The sequence below is a fragment of the Ruegeria sp. CDSC051 genome (assembly GCF_059610665.1).
Genome location: NZ_JBXWOC010000004.1, coordinates 253,061 through 278,343, shown reverse-complemented (window position 1 = coordinate 278,343; position 25,283 = coordinate 253,061). Strand labels below are relative to the sequence as shown.

Annotated in this window: 28 protein-coding genes; 11 read left to right on the top strand and 17 right to left on the bottom strand. The window is 56.7% G+C overall.

The features are described 5' to 3' along the window. The first annotated feature begins 8 nt into the window (after positions 1-8). The gene (locus AC2FH0_RS11940) at positions 9-1,061 is read left to right on the top strand and encodes a sterol desaturase family protein (protein WP_271948450.1); all 1,053 of its coding nucleotides are present in this window, start codon (positions 9-11) and stop codon (positions 1,059-1,061) included. Positions 1,062-1,163: 102 nt separating this feature from the next. Here AC2FH0_RS11940 and AC2FH0_RS11935 read toward each other — a convergent pair whose 3' ends face one another. Continuing rightward, a complete protein-coding gene (locus AC2FH0_RS11935) occupies positions 1,164-1,757 on the bottom strand; it encodes an NAD(P)H-dependent oxidoreductase (RefSeq protein ID WP_142635456.1) in 594 nt (197 codons plus the stop codon). 99 nt (positions 1,758-1,856) lie between these two features. On the opposite strand from AC2FH0_RS11935, the gene AC2FH0_RS11930 reads away from it, so the two are divergent. Next, complete coding sequence (locus tag AC2FH0_RS11930) at positions 1,857-2,435, top strand: TetR/AcrR family transcriptional regulator (RefSeq protein ID WP_496706203.1); 579 nt, start codon at positions 1,857-1,859, stop codon at positions 2,433-2,435. A 17-nt stretch (positions 2,436-2,452) separates the two neighbouring features. On the opposite strand, the gene lpdA is transcribed toward AC2FH0_RS11930, so the two are convergent. From lpdA to mdh, 13 genes are all read right to left on the bottom strand, one after another. After that, positions 2,453-3,841: a dihydrolipoyl dehydrogenase gene (lpdA, locus tag AC2FH0_RS11925; RefSeq protein ID WP_496691804.1), complete on the bottom strand. Its 1,389-nt coding sequence runs from the start codon at positions 3,839-3,841 to the stop codon at positions 2,453-2,455. 84 nt (positions 3,842-3,925) lie between these two features. Beyond that, positions 3,926-4,315: an MAPEG family protein gene (locus AC2FH0_RS11920; RefSeq protein WP_496789414.1), complete on the bottom strand. Its 390-nt coding sequence runs from the start codon at positions 4,313-4,315 to the stop codon at positions 3,926-3,928. A 44-nt stretch (positions 4,316-4,359) separates the two neighbouring features. Continuing rightward, positions 4,360-4,629, bottom strand: a complete 270-nt coding sequence (locus AC2FH0_RS11915) for a hypothetical protein (protein WP_142635953.1) — start codon at positions 4,627-4,629, stop codon at positions 4,360-4,362. A gap of 2 nt (positions 4,630-4,631) precedes the next feature. Beyond that, positions 4,632-6,134, bottom strand: a complete 1,503-nt coding sequence (gene odhB / locus AC2FH0_RS11910) for a 2-oxoglutarate dehydrogenase complex dihydrolipoyllysine-residue succinyltransferase (protein WP_496696446.1) — start codon at positions 6,132-6,134, stop codon at positions 4,632-4,634. A gap of 2 nt (positions 6,135-6,136) precedes the next feature. After that, entirely contained in the window at positions 6,137-9,094 is a 2,958-nt protein-coding gene (locus AC2FH0_RS11905; RefSeq protein ID WP_496789412.1) for a 2-oxoglutarate dehydrogenase E1 component, read from the bottom strand. 37 nt (positions 9,095-9,131) lie between these two features. Next, positions 9,132-9,830, bottom strand: coding sequence for a sulfotransferase family 2 domain-containing protein (locus AC2FH0_RS11900; protein ID WP_282021642.1), 699 nt, complete (start codon positions 9,828-9,830; stop codon positions 9,132-9,134). Between the two features lie 57 nt (positions 9,831-9,887). Next, entirely contained in the window at positions 9,888-10,430 is a 543-nt protein-coding gene (locus tag AC2FH0_RS11895) for a DUF805 domain-containing protein (protein WP_282021641.1), read from the bottom strand. A 10-nt stretch (positions 10,431-10,440) separates the two neighbouring features. Next, on the bottom strand, positions 10,441-10,833 hold the full coding sequence (locus AC2FH0_RS11890; RefSeq protein WP_282021640.1) for a hypothetical protein: 393 nt from the start codon (positions 10,831-10,833) through the stop codon (positions 10,441-10,443). Positions 10,834-10,881: 48 nt separating this feature from the next. Continuing rightward, positions 10,882-11,763 (bottom strand): succinate--CoA ligase subunit alpha, encoded by an 882-nt coding sequence (gene sucD, locus AC2FH0_RS11885; RefSeq protein ID WP_496691799.1) that lies wholly within the window; start codon positions 11,761-11,763, stop codon positions 10,882-10,884. Between the two features lie 72 nt (positions 11,764-11,835). After that, the gene (locus AC2FH0_RS11880) at positions 11,836-12,084 is read right to left on the bottom strand and encodes a hypothetical protein (protein WP_496789410.1); all 249 of its coding nucleotides are present in this window, start codon (positions 12,082-12,084) and stop codon (positions 11,836-11,838) included. A gap of 214 nt (positions 12,085-12,298) precedes the next feature. Continuing rightward, positions 12,299-13,492 carry an ADP-forming succinate--CoA ligase subunit beta gene (gene sucC / locus AC2FH0_RS11875; protein WP_496688984.1) on the bottom strand — a complete coding sequence of 398 codons (1,194 nt, stop codon included), beginning with the start codon at positions 13,490-13,492 and terminating at the stop codon, positions 12,299-12,301. A 216-nt stretch (positions 13,493-13,708) separates the two neighbouring features. Further along, positions 13,709-14,557: a putative nucleotide-diphospho-sugar transferase gene (locus tag AC2FH0_RS11870; RefSeq protein ID WP_271948429.1), complete on the bottom strand. Its 849-nt coding sequence runs from the start codon at positions 14,555-14,557 to the stop codon at positions 13,709-13,711. A 69-nt stretch (positions 14,558-14,626) separates the two neighbouring features. Beyond that, positions 14,627-15,589: a malate dehydrogenase gene (gene mdh, locus AC2FH0_RS11865; RefSeq protein ID WP_142635480.1), complete on the bottom strand. Its 963-nt coding sequence runs from the start codon at positions 15,587-15,589 to the stop codon at positions 14,627-14,629. Positions 15,590-15,750: 161 nt separating this feature from the next. On the opposite strand from mdh, the gene AC2FH0_RS11860 reads away from it, so the two are divergent. Beyond that, a complete protein-coding gene (locus tag AC2FH0_RS11860; RefSeq protein WP_496700902.1) occupies positions 15,751-16,506 on the top strand; it encodes a sulfite exporter TauE/SafE family protein in 756 nt (251 codons plus the stop codon). Here the strand turns inward: AC2FH0_RS11860 and AC2FH0_RS11855 are convergent. Continuing rightward, positions 16,503-16,802 carry a hypothetical protein gene (locus AC2FH0_RS11855; protein WP_271948426.1) on the bottom strand — a complete coding sequence of 100 codons (300 nt, stop codon included), beginning with the start codon at positions 16,800-16,802 and terminating at the stop codon, positions 16,503-16,505. The genes AC2FH0_RS11860 and AC2FH0_RS11855 overlap by 4 nt on opposite strands. A 171-nt stretch (positions 16,803-16,973) precedes the next feature. Here AC2FH0_RS11855 and AC2FH0_RS11850 point away from each other — a divergent pair, with 171 nt between their 5' ends. The 8 genes from AC2FH0_RS11850 (at position 16,974) to sdhA (ending at position 23,152) form a co-directional block, all read left to right on the top strand. Next, complete coding sequence (locus AC2FH0_RS11850; protein ID WP_496789409.1) at positions 16,974-17,831, top strand: HpcH/HpaI aldolase/citrate lyase family protein; 858 nt, start codon at positions 16,974-16,976, stop codon at positions 17,829-17,831. 6 nt (positions 17,832-17,837) lie between these two features. Next, positions 17,838-18,392 (top strand): NnrU family protein, encoded by a 555-nt coding sequence (locus AC2FH0_RS11845; protein ID WP_496688977.1) that lies wholly within the window; start codon positions 17,838-17,840, stop codon positions 18,390-18,392. Positions 18,393-18,404: 12 nt separating this feature from the next. Then, positions 18,405-18,611, top strand: coding sequence for a DUF1737 domain-containing protein (locus AC2FH0_RS11840; RefSeq protein ID WP_142635490.1), 207 nt, complete (start codon positions 18,405-18,407; stop codon positions 18,609-18,611). Next, positions 18,611-19,639 carry a MaoC family dehydratase gene (locus AC2FH0_RS11835; protein WP_496676575.1) on the top strand — a complete coding sequence of 343 codons (1,029 nt, stop codon included), beginning with the start codon at positions 18,611-18,613 and terminating at the stop codon, positions 19,637-19,639. The genes AC2FH0_RS11840 and AC2FH0_RS11835 overlap by 1 nt, the downstream gene beginning before the upstream one ends. A 50-nt stretch (positions 19,640-19,689) precedes the next feature. Further along, positions 19,690-20,352, top strand: coding sequence for a DUF1194 domain-containing protein (locus tag AC2FH0_RS11830; protein WP_496789407.1), 663 nt, complete (start codon positions 19,690-19,692; stop codon positions 20,350-20,352). Between the two features lie 199 nt (positions 20,353-20,551). Further along, positions 20,552-20,935, top strand: coding sequence for a succinate dehydrogenase, cytochrome b556 subunit (sdhC, locus tag AC2FH0_RS11825; protein WP_496691790.1), 384 nt, complete (start codon positions 20,552-20,554; stop codon positions 20,933-20,935). A gap of 11 nt (positions 20,936-20,946) precedes the next feature. Continuing rightward, complete coding sequence (locus AC2FH0_RS11820; protein WP_496691789.1) at positions 20,947-21,318, top strand: succinate dehydrogenase, hydrophobic membrane anchor protein; 372 nt, start codon at positions 20,947-20,949, stop codon at positions 21,316-21,318. Positions 21,319-21,343: 25 nt separating this feature from the next. Further along, the gene (gene sdhA / locus AC2FH0_RS11815; protein WP_496691788.1) at positions 21,344-23,152 is read left to right on the top strand and encodes a succinate dehydrogenase flavoprotein subunit; all 1,809 of its coding nucleotides are present in this window, start codon (positions 21,344-21,346) and stop codon (positions 23,150-23,152) included. Positions 23,153-23,230: 78 nt separating this feature from the next. On the opposite strand, the gene AC2FH0_RS11810 is transcribed toward sdhA, so the two are convergent. Together AC2FH0_RS11810 and AC2FH0_RS11805 are read right to left on the bottom strand one after the other, a co-directional pair. Next, positions 23,231-24,097: an FkbM family methyltransferase gene (locus AC2FH0_RS11810; RefSeq protein ID WP_496691787.1), complete on the bottom strand. Its 867-nt coding sequence runs from the start codon at positions 24,095-24,097 to the stop codon at positions 23,231-23,233. Next, a complete protein-coding gene (locus tag AC2FH0_RS11805; protein ID WP_496789405.1) occupies positions 24,090-25,157 on the bottom strand; it encodes a glycosyltransferase family 4 protein in 1,068 nt (355 codons plus the stop codon). The genes AC2FH0_RS11810 and AC2FH0_RS11805 overlap by 8 nt, the downstream gene beginning before the upstream one ends. Between the last annotated feature and the right edge of the window lie 126 nt (positions 25,158-25,283).

Here is a 25,283-nt window from a genome sequence, read left to right as displayed (position 1 = left end):
AGCCGTCAATGGAGCAGCTTAGTTCAGTTTGGGATTCTTTCCTGAACCACGCCCGCTATGTGTTTACGTCTCCTTTGGATCCCACGAACCGGATTTTCTATGTTTATGTTGGCAGTTCTCTGCTGATTGCCTTCGCCATCTATGCCGTGAAGCGCAGAAACGCGTCACATGTCGACGGTGAGAGCAGCTTTCTGGGGTTTCTGTTTCCCCGCAAGGTCTGGGACCACCCTTCGGCATGGCTCGATATCCGCTATTTCTTTTTCCACAAACTGATCGGGCATTTTCTGATATTGGGTCTGCTCGCCGGATCAGCTGCCTTGTCCTATCAATGGGCAAGCGGTGGGCTTGACCCCAATAACTCACCCCGGGCAGAGCCCTTGGTTGGCTGGTTGGGGGCTTTGGCTACCTTCACCTACATGCTCATTCTATTCCTGATTATGGATTTCATCGGCTACGCAGCCCATTACCTGCAGCACAAGGTCCCGCTGTTGTGGCAATTTCACAAAGTTCATCACAGCGCCGAGGTGATGCACCCGTTGTCGAATTTTCGCGAACATCCGATAGACAATATCCTCTACAATGTTGCGATTGGGTTTGGTGCCGGCGCAGTAACCGGGTTTGCGTTTCGACTGTTAGGGTACCAGCCGAACATGCCGGCATTGCTGGGCGTGCCGGTGCTGATGTTCTTGTTCAATGTCGGAGGTTATAATCTGCGACATTCCCATATCTGGTTGCGTTGGCCGGGTGTGTGGTCGAAAGTTTTTCCCTCGCCTGCGCATCACCACGTGCATCACAGTTGCCACCCGGACCATCTGGACAAAAACTTCGCCTTCATGTTTCCGTTCTGGGATGTGTTGTTCGGCACCTACATCATGCCCGAGGATAACAGGGACGTGAAATTCGGCGTGACCGAGAAGGACAAGGGTCACGAGATGGACACCTGCATGAAGCTCTATTTCCTGCCGTTCAGAGATGCGTGGCGTATTCTGAACAAGAAACGGCGGCCATCGTCTTACCAAGCGCCCGATGCAGATGCCGCCAGTCGCCATTCGGTCAAATAGCGAGCATCTGCGGTGGTTGCCGGCCTGACGTGATCCGCTGATCGCCTGTGCCCGGCAACGCCTTGGCGGTGGTTTCGGCTGGGCATAGTGACGCAAACGCCCTCAAGCCGCGGCGGCTCCGATCTTGGCGATCTTGCTGACCCAGCGGTCCACGTGACCCGGTTTGGGATAACTTGCCCCGGCAAAATAGGTGAACCGGGTCGGCTTGAAGCCAACAAATCCCAATATCTGATCGCGTACCTGGCGGATCAGGGCCTGGCGATAGATCAGGCGCATGAACCAACCCGGCGTATCTGATGTCAGAATGACGCGCGCGGTGCGTCCGCTCAGCATCGGGGCGGGCAATCCAATCTTCGTGGTGTTTCGCGTGTCAAAGGTGCGTCCGGGGATGAACATCCGGTCGATCAGACCTTTGAGCTTTGCGGGCAATCCGCCCCACCACATTGGCGTGGTCAAGACCAGGTGCTCGCTCCATTCGAAATCTTGCAATACCTGCTCAAGAACCGGTTCTAGCGGTTTGAAATCGTGATAGTTGCCCTGACCAAAATCAAAGTCGAATTGCATCTCGCTTAGATGGACCAGACGCACGTCATGTCCCTTGCCTCGGGCGGCGTCGGCATAAGTTTCGGCAAAGGTCCGCGACAGGCTGCTATCGGCGGGGTGTCCGTCGAGGACAAGTATTTTCTTCGGTTGCATGGGGCTCTCCTGAAAATGACCGTGGTCACTTATAGAATCGAAAAGTGACCGCGGTCAATAAAAATTTGACCATGGTCAAAAAACATGCGAGCTAACCATATGCAAAAACCACCCCAGAAACGAACTCTCAAAACTCGGGCCCGGCTTTTGGCGGCTGCCGAGGCACTCATTGAAAACAGCGGATACGAAGCGCTGAGGGTAGAAGAGGTCGTCCAGAGCGCTGGCGTCGCCAAAGGGACGTTCTTCGCGCATTTTCGCGACAAGGATGCCTTGATGGAGCTTCTGATCGCAGATCGGCTGAATGCCTGCCTCGATCAGGCCGAGGCTGGGACCGCGCCCAAATCGGTGAATGATATCATGACCGCCCTGCAGCCGGTTCACAGCTTCATGACATCCGAACGGTATGTCTTTGACTTGTTGATAAGATATTCGGGGGCGGCGGCTATCGCCGATATCGGACCGATCGCATATTGCTTTGAGCGCTACTTTCGTGTGGTGATGATGTGGCTTGACGCTGCGGATGTCCGGCAGGACATTCCGACCGAGCTGTTGGCCGAAGGTGTTCAGGCCTTTGCCATTCAGGCCATGTCCCTGAAGTTCTGCGCCTTGCACGCCTCGACCGGTTTTACCGACCGATTGAGGGTCTATCTGGATGCATGGTTGACCCCGGCGACCTAGTCACCGGGGTCCTTTTGTTAGCTGTGAATTGGCCCGTCACCGCAGGCCAGGGCCGCCTCACGCACCGCTTCGGAATATGTCGGATGCGCGTGACAGGTCAGCGCCAGATCTTCGGCCGAGGCGCCGAATTCCATCGCCACGCAGACCTCGTGAATCAAATCACCCGCAGCCGGGCCAATGATATGCGCGCCCAGAATGCGGTCGGTTTCCTTGTCTGCCAGAATCTTGACGAAACCATCCGAGGCAAAGTTCGCCTTGGCGCGGCCATTGCCCATGAACATGAACTTTCCGACCTTATAGGCACGGCCCTGTTCCTTGAGCGTCGCCTCGGTCTCGCCGACATTGGCGACCTCGGGCCAGGTGTAGATCACGCCCGGAATGACGCCATAGTTCACATGCCCATGCTTGCCCGCAACCTGTTCGGCGGCGGCCATGCCCTCGTCTTCGGCCTTATGCGCCAGCATCGGGCCTTCAGTCACGTCGCCGATGGCATAGACGCCCGGCACGTTAGTCTGCCAATCGGCGCCTACCTTGATCTGACCGCGGGGTGTCATTTCAACACCCAAAGCGTCCAGCCCCAAACCATCCGAGAACGGTTTGCGCCCAGTAGCGACAAGGACGGTATCGGCGTCAATCACATGCTCGCTGTCATCCTTCAGCAGCTTATAAGTCACCTTGGCCTTGGTCTTGGTGGCTTCGGTCTTTTGCACCGCAGCACCCATGACAAAGTTCAGGCCCTGTTTCTTGAGGATGCGCTGGAAGGTTTTCTGAACCTCAGGGTCCATGCCCGGGGTGATTTCCTTGAGGAATTCGATCACCGTGACTTCGGAACCCAGACGGCTGTAGACCGAGCCCAGTTCAAGCCCGATCACACCTGCGCCGATGACGACCATCTTTTTCGGGATTTTTCCCAGCGCCAACGCACCGGTCGAGGTCACGACAACCTTTTCGTCCACTTCGACACCAGGCAGTGCGGATGGCTCGGACCCGGACGCGATGATGATGTTCTTGGCCTCGTGAACCTCATCACCGACCTTGACCTGCCCAGCGGCCGGGATCGAACCCCAGCCTTTCAGCCAGTCGATCTTGTTCTTCTTGAACAGGAATTCGATGCCCTTGGTGTTGCCGTCAATGACTTCGTCCTTATAGGCCTGCATCTGCTTCCAATCGACTGAAGGGCTTTTGCCCTTGAGGCCCATCTTGGCAAAGTTATGCTCGGCCTCGTGCAGCTGATGGCTGGCATGCAGCAACGCCTTAGACGGGATGCAGCCCACGTTCAGGCAGGTGCCGCCCAGCGTCTCACGCCCTTCGACCACGGCGGTTTTCAACCCCAGCTGCGCGCAGCGGATGGCGCAGACATAGCCGCCGGGGCCTGCTCCGATTACGATGACGTCATAGTTTGCCATTTGTCCGGTCCTTGTATTTGGTGGGGTCGGATACGCTTGTCTGCGCAATGCACCCCCATTGAATAATCTATGCGGCAGCTCGAATCAAAACACAGCTGCCAACAGCATTGCAGTGGTCGCCAGCAGCCCGATCATCCAGATCACCGTACGCCATGGTGTCCAGCCATATGCATAGGCCGGAACATAGGAAGCGCGTGCGATCAGGTAGACCCAACTACATGCGGCAGTAAAAGCGCTGGATTGCCCCGAGGTCGTAATGACCAAAGATGCGATAGCGAACAAAACCAACCCTTCGGAATGGTTGCTAAGCGCCCGGTGCAGACGTCCCATTGCAGCAGGTTTGTCAAACGGGGTATCACGTGGCCCCAACGCGTGCAGCACATCGACCTTACCGTGGCCAGAGATCAAATAGGCGACAAATTGAGCGACCCAAAGAAGGGCTGCCAGCGACAAGACGGTCAATTCCGTGGTCATTCAGCTTGTTTCCTCGGCACTAGGAACGGATGCGATAAATCGGTTTAAACTGGCGTCAGAAGCTTCACCTGAATATGCGCGATCCCGCCGCGTTCGTGATGCATTGCCAATTCCTCGGAATCAAAGAAACTCAGGGCCTTTTCAAGATCAACCACCTCAAACATTGCAACCGCATGATCACGCTGATCGGGGTCTTTCCAGATGTGGAGGTCGCGGATACCCGCGGCCTCCCGCATTGGCTTGTCTTCGCGAAACACTTTCAGCCAGACATCGAAATCGGCAACGTCAGCCTGCCAGAGTACATGAGTTGCCATGGTCATAGATCCATCAGCAGACGACGTGGGTCTTCCAGCGCCTCTTTCACGCGCACTAGGAAGGTAACAGCACCTTTGCCGTCCACGATCCGGTGGTCATAGGACAGAGCCAGATACATCATCGGGCGGATCTTGACCTCACCGTTGATGGCCATCGGACGGTCCTGAATCTTGTGCATACCAAGAATACCCGACTGCGGCGGGTTCAGGATCGGCGAGGACATCAGCGAGCCATAGACGCCGCCGTTCGAGATGGTGAAGGTGCCGCCCTGCATCTCTTCCATGCTCAGCTTGCCGTCACGGGCGCGCCTGCCCTTTTCGGCGATGGCCTTTTCGATCGCGGCAAATGACATCGAATCCGCATCACGGATGACCGGAACAACAAGACCGGTCGGCGTGCCTGCGGCGACACCCATATGCACAAAGTTCTTATAGACAATGTCGGTGCCATCAATCTCGGCATTCACTTCGGGCACTTCTTTCAGTGCATGACAGCAGGCCTTGGTGAAGAAGGACATAAAGCCCAGACGGACGCCGTGCTTCTTCTCGAACTGGTCTTTGTACTGGTTGCGCAGGGCCATCACCTCGGTCATGTCCACCTCGTTATAGGTGGTCAGCATGGCGGCGGTGTTCTGGCTGTCTTTCAGGCGTTTGGCGATGGTCTGGCGCAGGCGTGTCATGCGCACACGTTCCTCGCGGCTGGCATCCTGTGCAGCAACGGGTGCGCGTGGTGCCTGGGTCGCAGGTGCGGGTGCCGCGACAGCGGGCGCTGGGGCCGCGACTGCCTTGGCCACATCTTCCTTCATGATACGTCCGTCGCGTCCAGTTCCCGTGACCTGATCGGCGGACAGGCCAGCCTGGGCCATGGCTTTTTCGGCCGAGGGTGCATTGGCCACATCTTTGCCGCCAACGGAATCACTTCCGCTTGCAGGTGCAACCGCTGCCGGAGCGGCTACTGCCCCTGCTGCTGAACCCGAGATCACCGCCAGCTTGGCTGCGGCATCTACGGTTGCGCCTTCAGGGGCAACGATTTCTGCCAGAACACCCGCCGCAGGGGCGGGAACCTCGACCGAGACCTTGTCGGTTTCCAGCTCACACAGCATCTCGTCCTGTGCGACGCTGTCACCGACCTGTTTGAACCAGGTCGAGACCGTCGCTTCGGTCACGGATTCGCCCAGCGTGGGCACCATCACATCAACGCTGCCGCCCGAGGCTGCCGGTGCTGCGGCAGGCGCAGGTGCGGCGGCTGGGGCCGGGGCGGCACCTTCTCCGGCGACGATTGTCGCCAGCAGGGCATCAACACCAACGGTTTCGCCTTCGGCGGCGACAACCTCACCCATCACGCCAGCGGCGGGCGAGGGGACCTCGACCGTGACCTTGTCGGTTTCAAGCTCGCACAGCATTTCATCGACCGCGACTGCATCACCGGGTTTCTTGAACCAGGTGGCGACGGTGGCTTCGGTAACGGATTCGCCCAGCGTGGGAACACGAACTTCAATGGACATCATTACTTTCCTTCAATGCTCAGCGCTTCGTTCACCAGCGCTTCTTGTTGGGCTTTATGTTGGCTGGCCAGACCTGTCGCAGGTGAGGCCGAGGTGGCGCGGCCGACATAGACCGGGCGGGTATGTTTGGCGCCGATCCGGGTCAGGACCCATTCGATATTGGGTTCGATAAAAGACCATGCACCCTGGTTCTTGGGCTCTTCCTGACACCAGATGATTTCGGCTCCCTTGAACCGTTCCAGTTCATTGATCAGCGAATGCGCGGGGAACGGATAGTACTGTTCGATCCGCATCAGATACACATCGTCGATGCCGCGCGCGTCACGCTCTTCCAGCAGGTCGAAATAGACCTTGCCGGAACACATCACGACCCGCTTGATTTTGTCATCCTTGACCAGGGTTGTGTCCGAGTTACCCTTTTGCGCGTCGTCCCACAGCACCCGGTGGAAGCTGGAGCCGGTGGTGAAATCCTCGGCCGTGCTGATCGCCAGCTTGTGGCGCAGCAGCGATTTCGGTGTCACCAGGATCAGAGGCTTGCGGAAGGTTCTGTGCAACTGACGGCGCAGGATGTGGAAGTAGTTCGCAGGCGTCGTGCAGTTGGCCACGATCCAGTTGTCCTGACCACACATCTGCAGAAAGCGTTCCAGACGCGAGGAAGAGTGTTCAGGCCCTTGCCCTTCGAACCCGTGCGGCAGCAGGGTCACCAGACCGGACATGCGCAGCCATTTGCTTTCGCCCGAGCTGATGAACTGATCGAACATGATCTGCGCACCGTTGGCGAAATCGCCGAACTGCGCCTCCCACAGGGTCAGAGCGTTGGGTTCAGCCAGGGAAAAGCCGTATTCAAAGCCCAGAACCGCGTATTCCGACAGCATCGAGTCGATCACCTCATATTGTGATTGACCAGCCCGGATGTTGTTCAGTGGATAGTACCGCTCTTCAGTTTCCTGATTGATAAAGCCGGAATGGCGCTGGCTGAACGTACCGCGCGTCGCGTCCTGTCCCGACAGGCGAACTGGATAGCCTTCGGTCAGCAATGATCCAAAGGCCAGTGCCTCACCCGTGGCCCAGTCAAAGCCTTTGCCGCTTTCGAACATTTGCTTTTTGTGATCCAGCAGGCGGCCGACAGTTTTATGGAGCGCAAATCCTTCGGGGGCCCGGGTTAGCGATGCACCAACCTCGGCCAGGGTTTCTGGTGCAATCGCAGTATCGCCGCGAACATATTCGTCTTTGTTCTTATCCAGATGCGCCCAACGCCCGTCCAGCCAGTCGGCCTTGTTGGGCTTATAGTCTTTGCCGGCTTCGAACTCATCATTTAGATGGGCCTGGAAGGCGGCTTTCATATCTTCGATCTCGCCTTCGGGGATCAACCCGTCCTTGACCAGCCGTTCCGTGTATAGTGACAGCGTGGTCTTATGGGTCTTGATCTTCTTGTACATGATCGGATTGGTGAACATGGGCTCGTCGCCCTCGTTATGCCCGAACCGGCGATAGCAGAATATATCCAGAACCACGTCCTTGTGGAACTTCTGGCGAAACTCGGTCGCAACCTTGGCTGCGTGTACCACTGCCTCGGGGTCGTCGCCATTCACGTGGAAGATCGGGGCTTCAACCATCAGTGCGATATCCGTGGGATAAGGGCTGGAGCGCGAGAAATGCGGTGCAGTGGTAAAGCCGATCTGGTTGTTCACCACGATATGCATGGTGCCGCCGGTCCTGTGACCGCGCAGGCCGGACAGGCCGAATCCTTCGGCAACGACACCCTGACCGGCAAAGGCCGCATCGCCATGCAGTAGAATGGCCATGACTCTGGTCCGGTCGGTGTCGTTCAACTGATCTTGCTTGGCGCGGACCTTGCCCAGAACAACAGGGTTCACCGCCTCAAGGTGGCTTGGGTTAGCGGTCAATGACAGGTGTACGCTGTTGCCGTCAAATTCGCGGTCGCTTGAGGCGCCCAGGTGGTATTTTACATCGCCCGAGCCATCCACGTCCTCAGGCTTGAAGCTGCCCCCCTGGAATTCGTTAAAGATGGCGCGGTATGGCTTGGCCATTACATTCGCTAGAATGTTCAGACGTCCGCGGTGTGGCATGCCGATGACAATATCGCTTAGGCCTAGGGCCCCGCCGCGTTTGATGATCTGTTCCATCGCGGGGATCAGTGCTTCGCCGCCGTCCAGACCAAAGCGCTTGGTGCCCATGTATTTCACGTGCAGGAACTTTTCGAACCCTTCGGCCTCGACCATCTTGTTCAGGATGGCCTTGCGGCCCTCTTTGGTGAACGCGATTTCCTTGCCATAGCCTTCGATCCGTTCCTTCAGCCAGGCAGCCTCTTCCGGGTTCGAAATATGCATGTATTGCAGCGCGAAGGTGCCGCAATAGGTGCGTTTCACGATCTCGACGATCTGGCGCATGCTGGCCATCTGCAGGCCCAGCACGTTGTCGATAAAGATCGGGCGATCCATATCGGCATCGGTAAACCCATAAGTCTTGGGGTCCAATTCCGGATGCGTGCTGGCAGCCCGCATGCCCAACGGGTCCAGATCGGCGGCCAGATGACCCCGAATACGATAGGCCCGGATCAGCATCAGCGCCCGCAGACTGTCCAGAACTGCGCGCTTAATCTGGTCTTCGCTGACGGCAACACCTTTGTCGGCGGCTTTTTCCTTGATCTTCTTACCCGCCGCCTTGGCGTCGATCTCGGCCCATTCGCCAGTCAATGCACCGGTCAGATCATCCGTCGGCATCGGCGGCCAGTCGGACCGCGCCCACGAAGGCCCCTCGGCCTCGCGCTGGACATCAGGCGAGGCGTCGCCCATGGCCTTGAAGAACTCGGCCCAGGCGGCATCCACCGCGCCGGGGTTCTTGGAATACTGGGCGTAGAGCTGCTCCAGATATTCGGCGTTATGCCCCTGCATAAAGCTTGAGGCGTGGAAGGCAGAGTTGGGCGTATGTTCGGTCATTGTAGGACCTCAAATGCGATTTCGGGTTTGGTATGGTTTAGTCTTGCGGATCTTCGGGGTAGTTTCCGGCCTCGAATATCCAGGTCATTCTTCGTCGAACGATATCTATCGTATCTGCGTCGAAATAATCGGGCACCGGAATGCCTTTTCGGCGTTCGGCCATCGACTTCTCGTGCGGCAATTCAAAGCTGTCTTCCGGCAACCCAAAGGATCGATAAATCTCTTTCAGATCTGACTGCAGGTTTTCCTTGCGGACGAACTTGTCCACGATCAGCTTGTTGTTGATCGAGACTATGTCCCAGTTATTGCCCCAGGCCTTTGACCGGATGAACTCTTTGAACTGAGCAATTTCGGTCTGCGGGTCTTCCGAGGGCAATCCTTGCTGATGTTTCCGAAAGTGGTAGTCGGATACAGCACGATCGAATGGATTTCGTACGTTGGCGATCTTTGTATAGGAATCAAAGGTCTTTGCCCCAAGATTGGCTCGAACCTGTTTCGCAGGCATATGGTTGCGCCATGCGTATTTGCGCCAGAACTGCCATTTTGGCCGGACCAAACTTGCAGTTTTCCCACGAGCACCGACAATACCGTATTTCGATACGCGGATTTGCCCATTTTCAAGCCGCGGAAGACCGGGTTCTTCGCATAAAGGCTGAAGCGCTATCTCGGTAGAGGTTCCCGCTGTCTTTGTCGTCTTGAGGTAGACAAACTTATGCTCATGGCAAACCAAAACCATGTCAGATGGCCCCTCTGGCTACAGGGGCCGCTTGTAGAGAGTTTACGCTCAGCAGGTTCATTGAGGGACCTCTGAAGGATTGGGACCGTATTGGTTGGTGCCAGGCTGGCTGGGTCGGGCCAGCCACCACAGCACCAGAAGGGGAGAAACAAACAGGACTATAAATGTAGGAACGACGATCAGCAGTGTGGCGCGGGTGAACAGGATGTCCAGATTGCCACCATGCTGGAAATGCGAGGCGAGACCGATGCCAAAGACCAGTACGGCCCCGGCGCCAAAGAACAGCAGGATTGGCAGCAGCGCATACAGCCCGCTGCGCCCGGTATCATGCATCCGCCGCCATGCGACGGCCAGATGCGGGAAGAACACGATTAGACCAACAATACCCTGCACAGGCTGCGAAGACGTGACGGACACGGATCTGGACGTCTCGGTTTCAGTCACAGCGACTTGCGTGAAGAACTGCGCGTCGATAATCCCGGCGATGATGCTCCAGATCATGATGAACAGGAAAAAGAACCAATATTCAGACCGCGAGGCGCGACCCGAGAAGGTGAAGAACTTGGCGAAGCAGGTGCGGATGGCGTCGGAGAAGGTCATATCTGGTCAATCACCCAACTATTCCATTACAGGAAAAAGATACGATAAGAGCGTTCCGCGTACCTCGATTGGCAGTGAAAACAGCGCTGTCGCTGCCAACCAATCCGCAAACATAACCAACGCGTTTCACGATCACATCCTTGGTGGAGTCTTTACTTGCTCGAAAGCGAAACTGGTACTTCTGGCTTCCGGACAATTTGAGTTCGGAAAACCCTCTTTCTTTGGCGATGTAGTGAGTCTCGCAAGCCTCGTCCCGGATGAATTGTCCCTCGCTTGTCCAGCCGATAAGAACGCTACAAACTTTTGCTTCGGCTTGCTCTGATGCAGAGAATGCTAAAGTTACTGCTAAAAGCAGAGACCAAAAATACGCCAAAGGCGAGAAGGGCGGGCGTTTTTCGCCCACCCTCTTTTCGGGCGTAGCCCTCAGAGCGTATGCCCGGAGAGCAATCACTTACCCAATCGCTTCCAGCACAGCCTCACCCAGCTGCGCCGGGCTTTCGGCCACGACGATACCGGCGGCGCGCATGGCTTCGATCTTGTCCTCAGCACCGCCTTTGCCGCCGGCGACAATCGCGCCCGCGTGGCCCATGCGGCGGCCCGGAGGGGCCGTGCGGCCTGCGATGAAACCCGCCGTGGGCTTCTTGCGGCCCTTCTTGGCCTCATCCGCCAGGAACTGCGCGGCTTCTTCCTCGGCCGAGCCACCGATCTCACCGATCATGATGATTGATTCGGTTTCGTCATCGGCCAGGAACCATTCCAGCACGTCGATATGCTCGGTCCCTTTGATCGGGTCGCCGCCGATGCCCACACAGGTGGACTGGCCCAGGCCTACGTCTGTTGTCTGTTTCACAGCTTCATAAGTAAGCGTACCCGAGCGGGAAACGACACCCACGCTCCCGCGCTTGTGGATGTGGCCGGGCATGATGCCGATCTTGCAGGCGTCAGGCGTGATCACACCGGGGCAGTTCGGCCCGATCAGGCGCGAGCTTGAGCCTTCCAGCGCGCGCTTCACCTTCATCATGTCCAGAACCGGGATGCCTTCGGTGATGCAGACGATCACTTCCATCTCGGCATCAATCGCCTCAAGGATCGAGTCCGCCGCGAAGGGCGGCGGCACATAGATCACGCTGGCATTGGCCTCTGTCACATGCTTGGCCTCGTGGACCGAGTTGAACACGGGCAGGTCAAGGTGGGTCATCCCGCCTTTGCCGGGGGTCACACCGCCGACCATCTTGGTGCCATAGGCGATGGCCTGTTCAGAGTGGAATGTGCCCTGCGAGCCGGTAAAGCCCTGACAGATCACTTTGGTATTTTCGTCGATGAGGACTGCCATTTGGCGTTCTCCTATTTTTACCATTGATGGGTCAGGTGACCCTTAAGGTATTGGTTGTAGGCTCACGCCCATTCAAACTTTGATCCGTGCGCTGAAGTAGTGTTCGCCGCTGATTACACCCACGTCCCGGATGCTGATCGGACCCAAGTCGCTTTGCAAAGCGTTAAAAGTCCCATTGACCGTTGATGGATTTTCGTTGGACACAAACACAATTGAGCAGGCAGTATCGGTCAGTTTGACCGAAAGATCTTGTTTCTGATGAAAGTATGTCGTTGTTTTCGAGTTCTGGACAAATCCATTTGCCGCCGCTGCGTCTTCCAAAGCACTGCGTCCCAATTCTGCCTGACCACACAGCGCGCGGAAATACGCCGTAGCTTGTCCGGCCGAGACCGGATTGGCGCCTGGACCCGCGTTTGATGACCGCTTGATTTCTGGCGGGTTCGACGGCGACGTGCTCTCAGTTGTTGTTTGACAGGCGGCCAAGATAAGCAGTGCGCCTGCAAACAACAGTGGCTTACTGAAAAGACCCACGAATTTACCCCTTAACCGCCTTCACGATCTTCTCGGCACCGTCTTTCAGGTTGTCCGCCGCGATTACGTCCAGGCCAGAGGTGTTGATGATCTCTTTGCCCTTCTCAACGTTCGTGCCTTCCAGACGCACGACTAGCGGAACCTGCAGACCGACCTCTTTCACCGCGGCGACAACGCCCTCGGCGATGACGTCACAGCGCATGATACCGCCGAAGATGTTGACCAGAATGCCTTTGACTTGCGGGTCCGAGGTGATGATCTTGAACGCTTCGGTGACTTTCTCTTTGGTGGCGCCGCCGCCGACGTCGAGGAAGTTGGCAGGTTCGGCCCCATACAGCTTGATGATGTCCATCGTGGCCATCGCCAGACCGGCACCGTTGACCATGCAGCCGATCTCACCATCCAGCGCGATGTAGTTCAGGTCGTATTTGCTGGCTTCCAGTTCCTTGGGGTCTTCCTCGGTCGTGTCGCGCAGTTCTGAAATATCCGGGTGGCGATACATCGCGTTGCCGTCAAAACTGACCTTGGCGTCCAGCACCTTGAGGTCGCCGCTGTCCGAGACGATCAGCGGGTTGATCTCCAGCATTTCCATGTCCTTCTCGACGAAGGCGGCATAGAGCTGGCTCATCAGTTTGACGCATTGTTTGACCTGTGCGCCCTGCAGACCCAGTGAGAATGCGATGCGGCGGCCGTGATAGGCCTGATAACCGGTGGCTGGGTCAACCGAGAAGGACAAGATTTTCTCAGGCGTGGCTGCGGCCACCTCTTCGATATCCATGCCGCCTTCGGTCGAGCAGACGAATGAGATGCGGCTGGTCTGGCGGTCTACCAACAGGGCCAGGTACAGTTCGCGTTCGATGCCGGAACCGGCCTCGATATAGATGCGGTTGACCTGTTTGCCCGCAGGACCGGTCTGATGCGTGACCAACGTGCGGCCTAGCATCTTTTTGGCTTCCTCGGCGGCCTCTTCAACCGATTTGGTCAGACGGACGCCGCCTTTTTCCCCGGCATCGGATTCCTTGAAAGACCCCTTGCCGCGGCCGCCCGCGTGGATCTGCGCTTTGACGACCCAAAGAGGTCCGTCCAACTCACCGGCTGCGGTTTTAGCTTCCTCGGCGCGCAGGACCGCGCGACCGTCGGAAACCGGGGCGCCATAGCTGCGAAGAAGCGCTTTGGCCTGATATTCGTGAATGTTCATCGAAACTGTCCCGTCTGACTACGATTGACCGATATAGGCGTGTCTAAGGGGCAAGTTTAAAGGCTTTTTTGATGTTGAGTAGGTTTTTCACGAAGATTTTCATTATTTGTGATCACAGCATTTCAGGGTGTGATCACAAAACTTGAGTCGGTATTGAGCGTTGATTCGTCGGGAAATTCACCCAATAGAATATGACGTTTTCAAGCTAGCGCTAACCTATCCGCGTCTGAGGCGGACGATACCCTTTTTCACAGACATCACCAGTTTGCGCAGTTTGCCCAACAAGCCTTTGTCAACCAGTGGTCGGACTTTTTTCGACGCGCCGGGCGTGAGCTGTGCGTCGGCTTCGATAAGGCTGTTGATATGACGTTCGAGATCGGGCCCCACCAAACCCGCGACGGTTCTTGCACTGTCCAGCCGCTTGTCATGACGGCTGTGAAATTTGTAGTGATGCAGCAGGCGCGGGGCGCTGTGCAGAAAACCAAACATCTCGGCCTGACGATAATCGAGGAAGTTGTACTCGGGTGGCAGAACTGCCAGTCGCAACGCGCTGGCAAACAGCTTTTCGCGGATCAGCGCCTGATCTGAGGTCAGGTTTTCCGAGATGATAGTCTCTTGTACATCTCGCAGGAAATCCAGCACTGCGTCCGAAGTGCGAATTCCAACCAGCCCGCCATTGAGATGGGGAAATGCGTTGGGCAGCGGAGTTTTCCAAACACGTTGCGCATGGGCCGAGTTGCGTAAAGGGTCATGGACCATCGCGATATCAAACTGCTCCAGGACGGTGAAGATATCCGACATATCTGCCAGACAGCGCACATCGGCATCCAAATAGACCGTCTTTTCGAACCGGGACCGCACAAGGCTTTCGAACTTGGGTCGGAACCAGCTTTTGTCCAGCATGTGGATTTGGTCAAACACTTCTGTTCCCGGGATGTTTTCGAGGTCGGTGAACAGGTCGACCGGTACATCCGGCATGGCGACCTTTAACGACCGAGCCGCTGCCACCGCTGTTTCGATGTAATCCTTACCGCTTGCGGCAATCACAAATCCCTGGGGCGACATGGCAATCTTCCAAAAAATGACCCGGCCCACCAAAGGTGAGCCGGGCACTGTTTAACGGTATTAGGCGGATCAGGCCAGAGAGCTGTCGATGCCTTTACATGCTTCGATCAAGCCCTTCACGGCGTTGACCGAGTTGTCGAAACCGGCTTGCTCTTCTTCGTTGAGCTTGATGTTGACGATACGCTCGATACCGCCTGCGCCGATCACGGTGGGTACGCCGACATACATGCCTTCGACACCCAGCTCTCCGTCGCAATAAGCGGCGCAGGGCAGGACGCGTTTCTGGTCTTTCAGATAGGCTTCGGCCATTTCGATTGCCGATGTGGCAGGCGCATAGAAAGCCGAACCTGTTTTCAGCAGGCCAACGATTTCAGCCCCGCCGTCTCGGGTACGCTGCACGATTGCGTCCAGTTTCTCTTGTGTGGTCCAGCCCATCTCGACCAGATCGGGAAGCGGGATGCCCGCAACCGTAGAATAACGAACCGAAGGAACCATGGTGTCGCCGTGGCCACCTAGAACAAAGGCAGTGACGTCGCGCATGGACACGTTGAACTCTTCTGACAGGAAATGGGCAAAACGGCCCGAGTCCAGAACGCCCGCCATGCCGCAGACCTTGTTGTGCGGCATGCCCGAGAATTCACGCAGAGCCCAGACCATCGCGTCCAGCGGGTTGGTGATGCAGATGACAAAAGCATCGGGCGCGTTGGCGGCGATGCCTTCACCGACCGACTTCATGACTTTCAGGTTGATGCCCAGCAGGTCATCACGGCTCATGCCTGGCTTGCGTGGGACACCTGCGGTGACGATGCAAACGTCGGCGCCTGCGATGTCCTCATAGGACTGGGTGCCTTTCAGCTTGGCGTCGAACCCTTCGGAAGGGCCGGATTCTGCGATATCCAGCGCCTTGCCTTCCGGAGTGCCTTCGGCGATGTCGAACAGCACGACGTCACCGAGTTCCTTCATTGCTGCGAGGTGGGCGAGCGTGCCGCCGATCTGACCTGCGCCGATCAGCGCGATCTTGGGTCTGGCCATTTGGAAAATCTCCGGTCGGTATTGAAATCGCGGTTTTGCTAGTCCTAAAACCGGCGCTGCGCAAGCCTTCTGCGGCGCGGCATGCCACCGCATACCGTTTGCATGTCTCCTACCGATTGCGCTAAACCGCCTGTGACTCATGCATATTTACGGGACGCCGCATGTTCGAGATGGACCTGATGTTTTTTGCCGTGGCGATCCCTGCTGTGATCTTCGCCGGCATCTCGAAGGGTGGGTTCGGCTCGGGGGTGGCGTTTGCCGCATCATCGATTCTGGCACTGATCCTGACACCGGGACAGGCGCTTGCACTGATGTTGCCAATTCTGATGGTAATCGACGTCGCTACGTTGGGCCCCTATTGGAAACGCTGGAGCTGGCCGGATTCACGCCTGCTGATCGTGGGGGCAGTACCCGGTGTGGCAGTGGGCGCCTGGCTGTATCGCGCCACGAATGACGACCTTCTGCGCCTGCTGATCGGAGGAATTTCAGTGGGGTTCGTGATCTGGCATGTGGCCCAGAGAAAGGGCTGGATCCGCGGCTTTGCCAATCGTCTGCCGCCATTTGCGGGAATTTTTGCGGGGTTGGTCGCCGGGTTCACCAGCTTTGTCAGTCACGCGGGCGGCCCACCCGCCGCCGTCTATCTGATCTCGCAGCGTCTGTCGAAAACCGAGTTTCAGGCGAGCACTGTGCTGGTCTTCTGGGTCATCAATGTCGCTAAATTCATTCCGTATGCCTATCTGGGTCTGTTCACATGGCACACTGCGCTGGCCGACTTGTTGCTGGCTCCATTTGCCGTGCTTGGTGCATGGCTGGGTGTGCGCGCGCATTTCATGATATCCGAACGCTTGTTCTTCGGTATTGCCTACGTTTTGCTGATGCTGACCGGAACAAAGCTGATCTGGGAGGCCCTGAGCTAGACATTGGGCGGCAGTGCTTCGGCCATATCTTCGTAGGACTGGCCCGAAGCCACAAGGCAGGTCATTCCATCCGGTAATGTCACCGTAATAGTCCAGCTTCCGCTTTGATCAGACGCAAAGACTTCCATCACCGCACCTTGTCGGGCGATGCCAATGCTCTTACGCGTTTCGCCATAAGTCTCGGCCAGTCGAGTTATGACCTCGTCGCGGGGGGCGCAGCTTTGAGCCTGCACCTGCTGGGCGGCCAGAACCATGATACCCAGCCCCATTGTCATATTGAACAGCGTCTTGCTCATCGGTGAACCCTTTTGATTGCGATCTGCCAAGACGGTGACCGTTGCAGACCGAAATACGGTTAAAGGAACGCACGTTGCGTCGTTAATGCTGCGGTGCGGCAAGTTTGCGCTTGAACTTTCCTGCAGAAAATGCCCCATTCTGCGCAACATTATTTCAAGAGGCCGAAGCCAATGGACTCCCGTCAGCGACCCTACCGTTCCGTATTGTACATTCCCGGTTCCAAAGACCGGGCGTTGGACAAGGCCCGCAACCTGCCTGTTGATGCGGTTATTTTTGACCTCGAAGATGCGGTCACGGCGGACGAAAAAAACAACGCGCGTGAAACGCTCGGGGCTGCCTTGGCTGCTGGCGGTTATGGGGCGCGGGTCAAGATCGTACGAATCAATGGCCTAGATACCGAATGGGGCCGGGCCGATGCCCAAGCCGTGCGGGACATGGACGTGGATGTGGTTCTGCTGCCCAAAGTGAATTCTGCCGCAGATGTGGATGCATTGGCCGCAATAACCGGTGATCTGCCGATATGGGCCATGATGGAGACGCCGCGCGGGATGCTGAACGCCGCCGAAATTGCCGCGCATCCGCAGATGGCGGGCTTCGTCATGGGCACCAACGATCTGGCCAAGGAATTGCAGACACGGTTCCGCCGAGACCGCCTGCCGTTGCAGACGTCGCTGGGCCTGTGCCTGTTAGCCGCAAAAGCCGAGGGGCTGATCATCGTCGATGGCGTCTATAACGCCTTCAAGGACAGCGAAGGCCTGGCGGCAGAATGCGCGCAGGGCCGCGATATGGGCTTTGACGGCAAGACCCTGATCCATCCCGCACAGGTCGATGTCACCAACGACGCCTTCGCCCCATCGGATGAGGAAATCGATCTGGCCCGCCGCCAGATCACCGCGTTTGAAGAGACCGAAGCACAAGGGCAGGGCGTCGCGGTCGTCGATGGCAAGATCGTGGAAAACCTGCACGTTGCAACCGCCCGTGAAATTCTGGCAAAAGCAGAGGCGATTTCAGCTTTGCAAGCGGGGTAAGCCAGCATGGGCTTTGTTCTTCTGATTCTTGGTGTGGCGCTCTGGTGGGCTGCACATCTGTTCAAACGCGTGATGCCGGACCAGCGCGCGGCGATGGGCAAAGGCGGTGCGGGCGCGGTGGCGCTGGCGCTGCTGGCGTCAATCCTGTTGATGATCTTCGGTTATCGCATGACCGATTTCATCCCAATCTGGTCGCCGCCGACCTTTCTGATCCACGTCAACAACCTGTTGGTGCTGATCGCCATCTATATGATGAGCCCCGCAGGCCAAAAGGGTCGTCTGCTGAACAAGCTGCGTCACCCGATGCTGGGCGGCATGAAGCTCTGGGCCTTTGCGCATTTGCTGGTCAATGGTGATCTGGCCTCAATCGTCCTGTTCGGCGGCTTGCTGGCCTGGGCGGTGGTCGAAGTGATCGTGATCAACAAATCCGAGCCGGACTGGACACCGGGCGAGCCGGGCACTTACGGCAAGGATGCGATGTTCTTTGTCGCGTCGATCGTTCTGCTGGGCATTATCGGCTATATTCACGGGTTGGTCGGCCCGTCGCCGTTTGGTTCATAAAGGTTTGACAACATGGCAACACTCTATCGTCTGCTGACCGAGGAAGACACCGCAGCCTTCTGTCACAAAGTGTCGGACGCGCTGGCAAAAGGGTGGGAGCTGTATGGCGACCCGTCCTATGCCTTTGACACTGCAAACAACGTGATGCGTTGTGCGCAGGCCGTGACCAAAGAGGTTGCGACCGACTATTCCCCTGAAATGAAACTGGGACAGCAATAATGGCAAAAACCAATCCGGGCCGTTTCTTCGAGGATTATTCTGTAGGGCAAGTGCTGCACCACGCGGTGCCTCGCACCGTGACCGATGGCGAACGGGCGTTGTATCATGCGCTCTATCCGGCGCGTCATGCTCTGTATTCCTCGGATGAGTTCGCCCGGAATTGTGGCCTGCCGCAAAGCCCGATCGATGATCTGGCGGCGTTTCACGTGGTGTTTGGCAAGACTGTCCCTGATGTATCGCTGAATGCAGTGGCCAATCTGGGCTATGCTGAGGGGCGTTGGTTGAAGCCGGTTTATCCCGGCGATACGCTGCGGTCGGAATCCGAAGTGATTGGAGTCAAGCAGAACTCGAACGGAAAAACCGGTGTTGTGTGGGTGCGAACCCGTGGCCTAAACCAGCGCGATGAGGTGGTTATTGAGTATGTCCGCTGGGTGATGGTGCGCAAATCGAACCCTGACGCGCCCGCCCCGGACACGGTGGTGCCCGAGTTGAAACAGGCGCTGGAGCCTCAGGATCTGGTAGTGCCACAAGGGCTGAACTTTTCCTCCTATGAATTTGTTCAGGCCGGTGAGGCGCATCGGTGGGGCGATTACGCGATTGGTGAAAAGATTGATCATGTGGACGGCGTCACGGTGGAAGAAGCCGAGCATATGCTGGCCACGCGGCTTTGGCAGAACACTGCCAAGGTTCATTTCGATCTGACCTTCCGCCCCGAAGGCCGTCTGATCTATGGCGGGCACGTGATCTCGATGGCGCGGACCCTGTCGTTCAATGGATTGGCAAATGCGCAGATGATCGTCGGGTTGAACGGTGGCGCCCATGCCAACCCTTGCTTCTCAGGCGATACCATTAAGGCCTGGTCTGAGGTGCTGGACAAAGCCGAAACCGGCATCCCCGGCGTTGGGGCGGTCCGGTTGCGGCTGGTCGCCACGAAGGGTGGAGAGCCATTCGAGTTGAAAAATGACGATGGCCGATATCTGCCCAACGTTCTGTTGGACCTCGACTACTGGGCTTTGATGCCAGTCTGACCCCACATTCATTTGAACGCAGCCTGCAATATTCGTGCTAGGCTGCGACCATGTCTCTGCTTCGCTCTTTCGTCGCCTGTTTCTTTCTGGCCCCGACCGCCGAGGCGTGTGATCTTGCTTTGGCTCTGGCCGTTGATGTCTCGGGATCGGTGGACTCGAACGAATACCGCATACAAATGGACGGCCTGGCCGCTGGATTGCGTGACCCCATCGTCTCCGAGGCGCTGGTGCGCGGGAATGCGCGGTTGATGCTGGTCCAATGGACCGGAGCCTCTCGTCAGAAGGTGACGATCCCCTGGACACATATGGATAGCTTTGAAGCCATAGATAGTTTCGCCAACCAGGTGGCCGCAGATGCCAGAGTCTGGCGCAATTTTTCGACTGCAATCGGTGAGGCGCTTGAGACCACAATGTCCAGTTTCAGCGAGGTAACCGAATGCAAACGGCACCTGATTGATATCTCGGGTGATGGGGTTTCCAACGAAGGGGTTGAACCGTCCGAGATTCACGATGTGTTGCGTGGGAAAGGTGTCACGGTAAATGCCATCGCCATCGAGGAAAGCGAACCCGACTTGACGGCCTATTTCTTTGAGAACGTCATTGTAGGTGAGGGAGCGTTTGTCGTTTCGGCGGCCGGGTTCGAGGATTATCCGGCCCGCATCCGAAAGAAACTGTTGCGGGAAGTGACCCGGCAAACGGCCGGTCTGAAATAAGTGTGGCAGGGATTCGGAGCTGCAGGCGCTAACATCTGTTTCGTCTGATTTGATTTGTGATCACAAGAATATTTTGTGTGATCACTTTATCGCTTAATCTGTCATTTTGCGCGAATTCTGAGCTTTTTTGCAGCTGCAGCACGTGACAGTGTCGCAAAAACCAGTAAAACCTTCGGAAGCCAACCGAAAAGGAGCCGCCATGAGCGATGTAAATCGGGGCAACCGCCCGCTCTCACCGCATATCCGCATCTACCGCCCACAGATGACGTCTCTGTCGTCGATCATGGTTCGGATGACTGGATTGGCCGTGTTCGCAATCGCAGCACTTGTGGTGTGGTGGCTGTTGGCGGCGGCAACCTCTGAGGCGGCCTTTGCAGGCATAGACGGGTTTCTGCGCAGCTGGTTCGGTGATCTTGTCATGACCGGAGCGGCCTGGGGTTTGTGGTACCACACATTGGGCCGGTTGCGTCATGTCTTTTGGGATTTCGGCTACTGCCTGGATGTTGATCTCTCTGAAAAGCTGGGATGGGGCATGTTCGTTGGTGCCACGATCCTGACCATCATCACCGTTCTTATGGTTTAAGGAGACGTTCGATGCGATACCTGACTGACCGTAAACGCGCCGAGGGTCTGGGAGCGGGCAAATCCGGAACCCAAGCACATTGGAACACAATGGTTCGGGCGATGATCCTGACCGTTCTGGTGCCTCTCTTCATCTTCACATTTGGGGCCGGTCTGGGTGGAACCTACGAAGAGGTTCTGGCCTATTTCAGCCGGCCATTCCCGGCGATCGTATGCGCGCTGGCGCTGATCGTTGGCCTGTTGCAGCTGATGTACGAAGCGCAAGAGGCCATCGAGGACTATATCCATGGCGTTGCCGAGAAAGTGACGCTGGTTGCGATGTGGGCCTTTGGCTACACGCTGATGGTCGCGGGGCTGTTCGCCCTGGTGAAACTCGCCCTGTGATGATGCGCGGTAAGGAATAAGAACAATGACAGCAGCATATGAATATGAAACCCACGAATACGACGTTGTTGTCGTAGGCGCAGGTGGTGCAGGTCTTCGCGCAACGCTGGGTATGGCGGAACAGGGTCTGCGTACGGCATGCGTGACCAAGGTGTTCCCGACCCGCTCGCACACGGTTGCCGCGCAGGGCGGCATCGCGGCGTCGCTGTCGAATATGGGTCCTGACCACTGGCAGTGGCATATGTACGACACGGTCAAGGGCTCGGACTGGCTGGGCGACACCGACGCGATGGAATACCTCGCACGTGAGGCACCCAAGGCGGTCTATGAGCTAGAGCATTACGGTGTGCCCTTCAGCCGGACCGAGGAAGGCAAGATTTATCAGCGTCCCTTTGGCGGCCACACCACCGAATTTGGTGAAGGCCCCGCGGTTCAGCGGACCTGTGCCGCTGCTGACCGGACCGGCCACGCAATCCTGCACACGCTCTATGGTCAGTCGTTGAAAAACAATGCTGAGTTCTACATCGAATATTTCGCCATCGACCTGATCATGTCCGACGACGGACAGTGTCAGGGTGTCGTCTGCTGGAAGCTGGACGATGGCACCATGCATGTCTTCAACGCCAAGATGGTGGTGCTGGCGACCGGCGGCTATGGCCGGGCGTATTTCAGCGCCACTTCGGCCCATACCTGCACCGGTGACGGTGGCGGTATGGTGGCCCGCGCGGGTCTGGCGCTGCAGGATATGGAGTTCGTTCAATTTCACCCGACCGGCATCTACGGCTCGGGCTGTCTGATCACCGAAGGTGCGCGGGGTGAGGGCGGGTACCTGACCAATTCCGAAGGCGAACGGTTCATGGAGCGCTATGCGCCTCAGTACAAAGACCTGGCACCGCGCGACTATGTCTCGCGCTCAATGACTATGGAAATCCGCGAAGGGCGCGGTGTGGGTGCAGAGGGCGACCACATCCACCTGAACCTTAGCCACTTGCCTGCCGAGGCTTTGGCCGAGCGTCTGCCGGGTATTTCCGAAAGCGCCAAGATCTTTGCCGGTGTGGACGTGACCAAAGAACCGATCCCGGTTCTGCCGACCGTGCATTACAACATGGGCGGTATCCCGACCAACTATTGGGGTGAAGTTCTGAACCCCACCGCCGATGATCCAACCGCTGTCGTGCCCGGCCTGATGGCTGTAGGTGAGGCGGGTTGTGCCTCGGTCCACGGCGCGAACCGTCTGGGCTCGAACTCGCTGATCGACCTTGTGGTCTTTGGCCGCGCGGCGGCGATCCGGGCTGGTAAGGTTGTGGATGCAGATAGCGCCAATCCGGTTCTGAATCAGGCCTCTGTCGATGGCGCCTTTGATCGTTTTGACGACGTCCGTAACGCCAGCGGAGCGATTCCGACCGCCGATCTGCGGCTTGAGATGCAAAAGACCATGCAGGCTGACGCGGCCGTATTCCGCACCGCCAAAACCATGGCCGAAGGCGTTGAAAAGATGACGGCGATTGCCGCCAAAATGGACGACCTGAAAGTCACCGACCGCTCGCTGGTCTGGAACAGCGATCTGATGGAAACGCTGGAACTGACCAACCTGATGCCAAGTGCGCTGGCCACCATCGTCGGTGCCGAAGCGCGCAAGGAAAGCCGTGGTGCCCATGCGCATGAGGATTTCAGCGAACGCGACGACAAAAACTGGCGCGTTCACACGGTGTCCCGCGTAGACGGTAATAAGGTGAACCTCAGCTATCGCCCGGTGATCGTCGATCCGCTGAGCACCGAAGCAGAAGGCGGAATCAGCCTGAAGAAAATCGCGCCCAAGGCGCGGACTTTCTGATGTGATTGGGCAGTCCGCGACCAACCACCGGACTGCTCAAATTCTATGGGTAAGTAATATCTGTACTTAGCCAATCGGCTATGGCGAGATGAATGTTTCAATGTACTCATTCACATCGGCTTCAGAGATTTCCTGACGCTGTGCCAATATATCGAGAATTTTCAGGCTGACATCTGTGAACCCAAAAACACCTTCGGTTAGAATTGCCAGTCGCTTTAGCATCTGGCTGTTCAGCTCTGCAGGATCAGACAAGTCCCTGAGATAGATAATGTCCCCGTCCAGCATTTGTGTCGATTCAAAGTCCGAAAGAACTCCCGACCATTTCGATATGACCAGCCTGTTCTCGATATGCGCAAAACTATGGGGCAAAAACCCCAACTTTCTGAGAAATGTGTCAACCTCGCCAAAACCTGGCTGATTCTCGTACAATGGAAAAAACGATACTTCGGTCTGTATGGCGGCGACATTTTTCAGCGTGTTTTCCGCCGAGGTAAACACCGAAAGTTCGGCGCCCTGAATGTCAATTTTCAGAAAATCCACTGGACCCAAACCTGCGATATCATCCAGCCGCTGGGTCTGCATCTCCATACTGCCAATTTGCCTTGCAGCTTTGCGTAGGCCGCGCAGGTAAAAAAGTGTTTTTTCCCTTATTTTCAGCAAGGATGTCAAACCCGAGCCCTTGTAGATATTCAACAAGGCCGGTTTGCCGTCTCCGACTGCAAAGTTGAAATACTCTTCATTTGCCCCCTTGTTACGGATGACCTCTTTCATCGTGTCTTCCTGAGGTTCAAAACCGACGACATTGCAGAGGTCGTTCTTTAGCAAATCACGGTAAGGGGCGTCATGGCGCATTGGATTGGCGCCAATATCCGCAATGCGCGCAAAACTGGTCAAGTCCAGAAGATCGTACAAAGCGGAAATGCGGGCGTGGAAGGGCTTATCCATTTCTGAGCTCCGTAAGCGCTTCGGCCAGCATGCCGCTGATCCGCTCTGGCGCGCGTTCCTGAGCGAACTCGAAGCAAGCCCTACGTTTTTCAGCCAGTTCTGAATCGGACATTTCCATCACCTTCATCATCATGCGGATCAGGCCTCGTGGGTTTTGTGCCGGATATAGTAGATCGTGACAGGTTTCCGGGGTTGTCTGCCGGTGGGGTTCAATGTCCGGGGCGACAACTGGCAAGCCGAAGGTCATGGCAAGCATTGCGGTTCCAGAGGTGAAGGTTTGTGTAGATGGCAAAACATAGGCGTGAGCTTGGGAAAAAACACTCGGAATGGCCTCATCTTCTACGCGTTCGCCTATCACGGTTACGTTTGAAATGGCGTCCAGCCGTCGTACCAATCGCCGACTGGGCCGAAAGACTCGGCCTACCACTGACATATGAAAGTCGAAACCCCTGTTGGTTAGCTTCCGGATGGCGAAATGAAGCCGGTCCAACTCGCGGTTTCCGCGCATCGCGCCAAAGGTCAAAAAATGGGTCTGATCGCGTGGTTGCATCAGGCGCGCAAGCGTGATTTCAGCGCTTTCATAAACGCCTAGATAGCTTGGGTGAGGGATCAGGCAAATCTTATTCGGCTCCGCGTCATATTGGGCGATCATATGTTGTCGCGCATTTGGGGTATGGACATGGATCATATCGACCAGCTCTGCCAACTTGCGTCGCGCCGCGTGAAATCCATCGTTGCCCTCACGCGCTGAATGCGCGGCGCGATTGTGAATGGTCCAGATGACGCGACCACCGTTTGATTTATACAGCTCAAGTCCCGACACGGCATCTTGAAACAGAGCGTTGTTCGCGGGATCTTCACCATCCTTGATCGGAAACAGCCTGTCATCCCATTGGATATGCAGGATTCCGTGTTCGGTCTGAAACTCTGGTTTCGCAATCTCTGCAAAGTTCAGCTGTTTCATTGCAGCCAGAGAAAACTCTGGCTCGCATGCGCTGTACATCATGTTTTGATAGGGGTTTTTGGTGCCGTAGGGAATATTCAATACTCGTGTCTGCATACGGCACTCAGCTTTTGCTTTCTCGGGTGCAGACTCCATGCACATAAGCTCAATGTAAAGGTGAAATCACCCATCTTTATTGACTGTTTTCAAGGCTAAATGGTTGGCTTTCGCACTTGCAGCGTG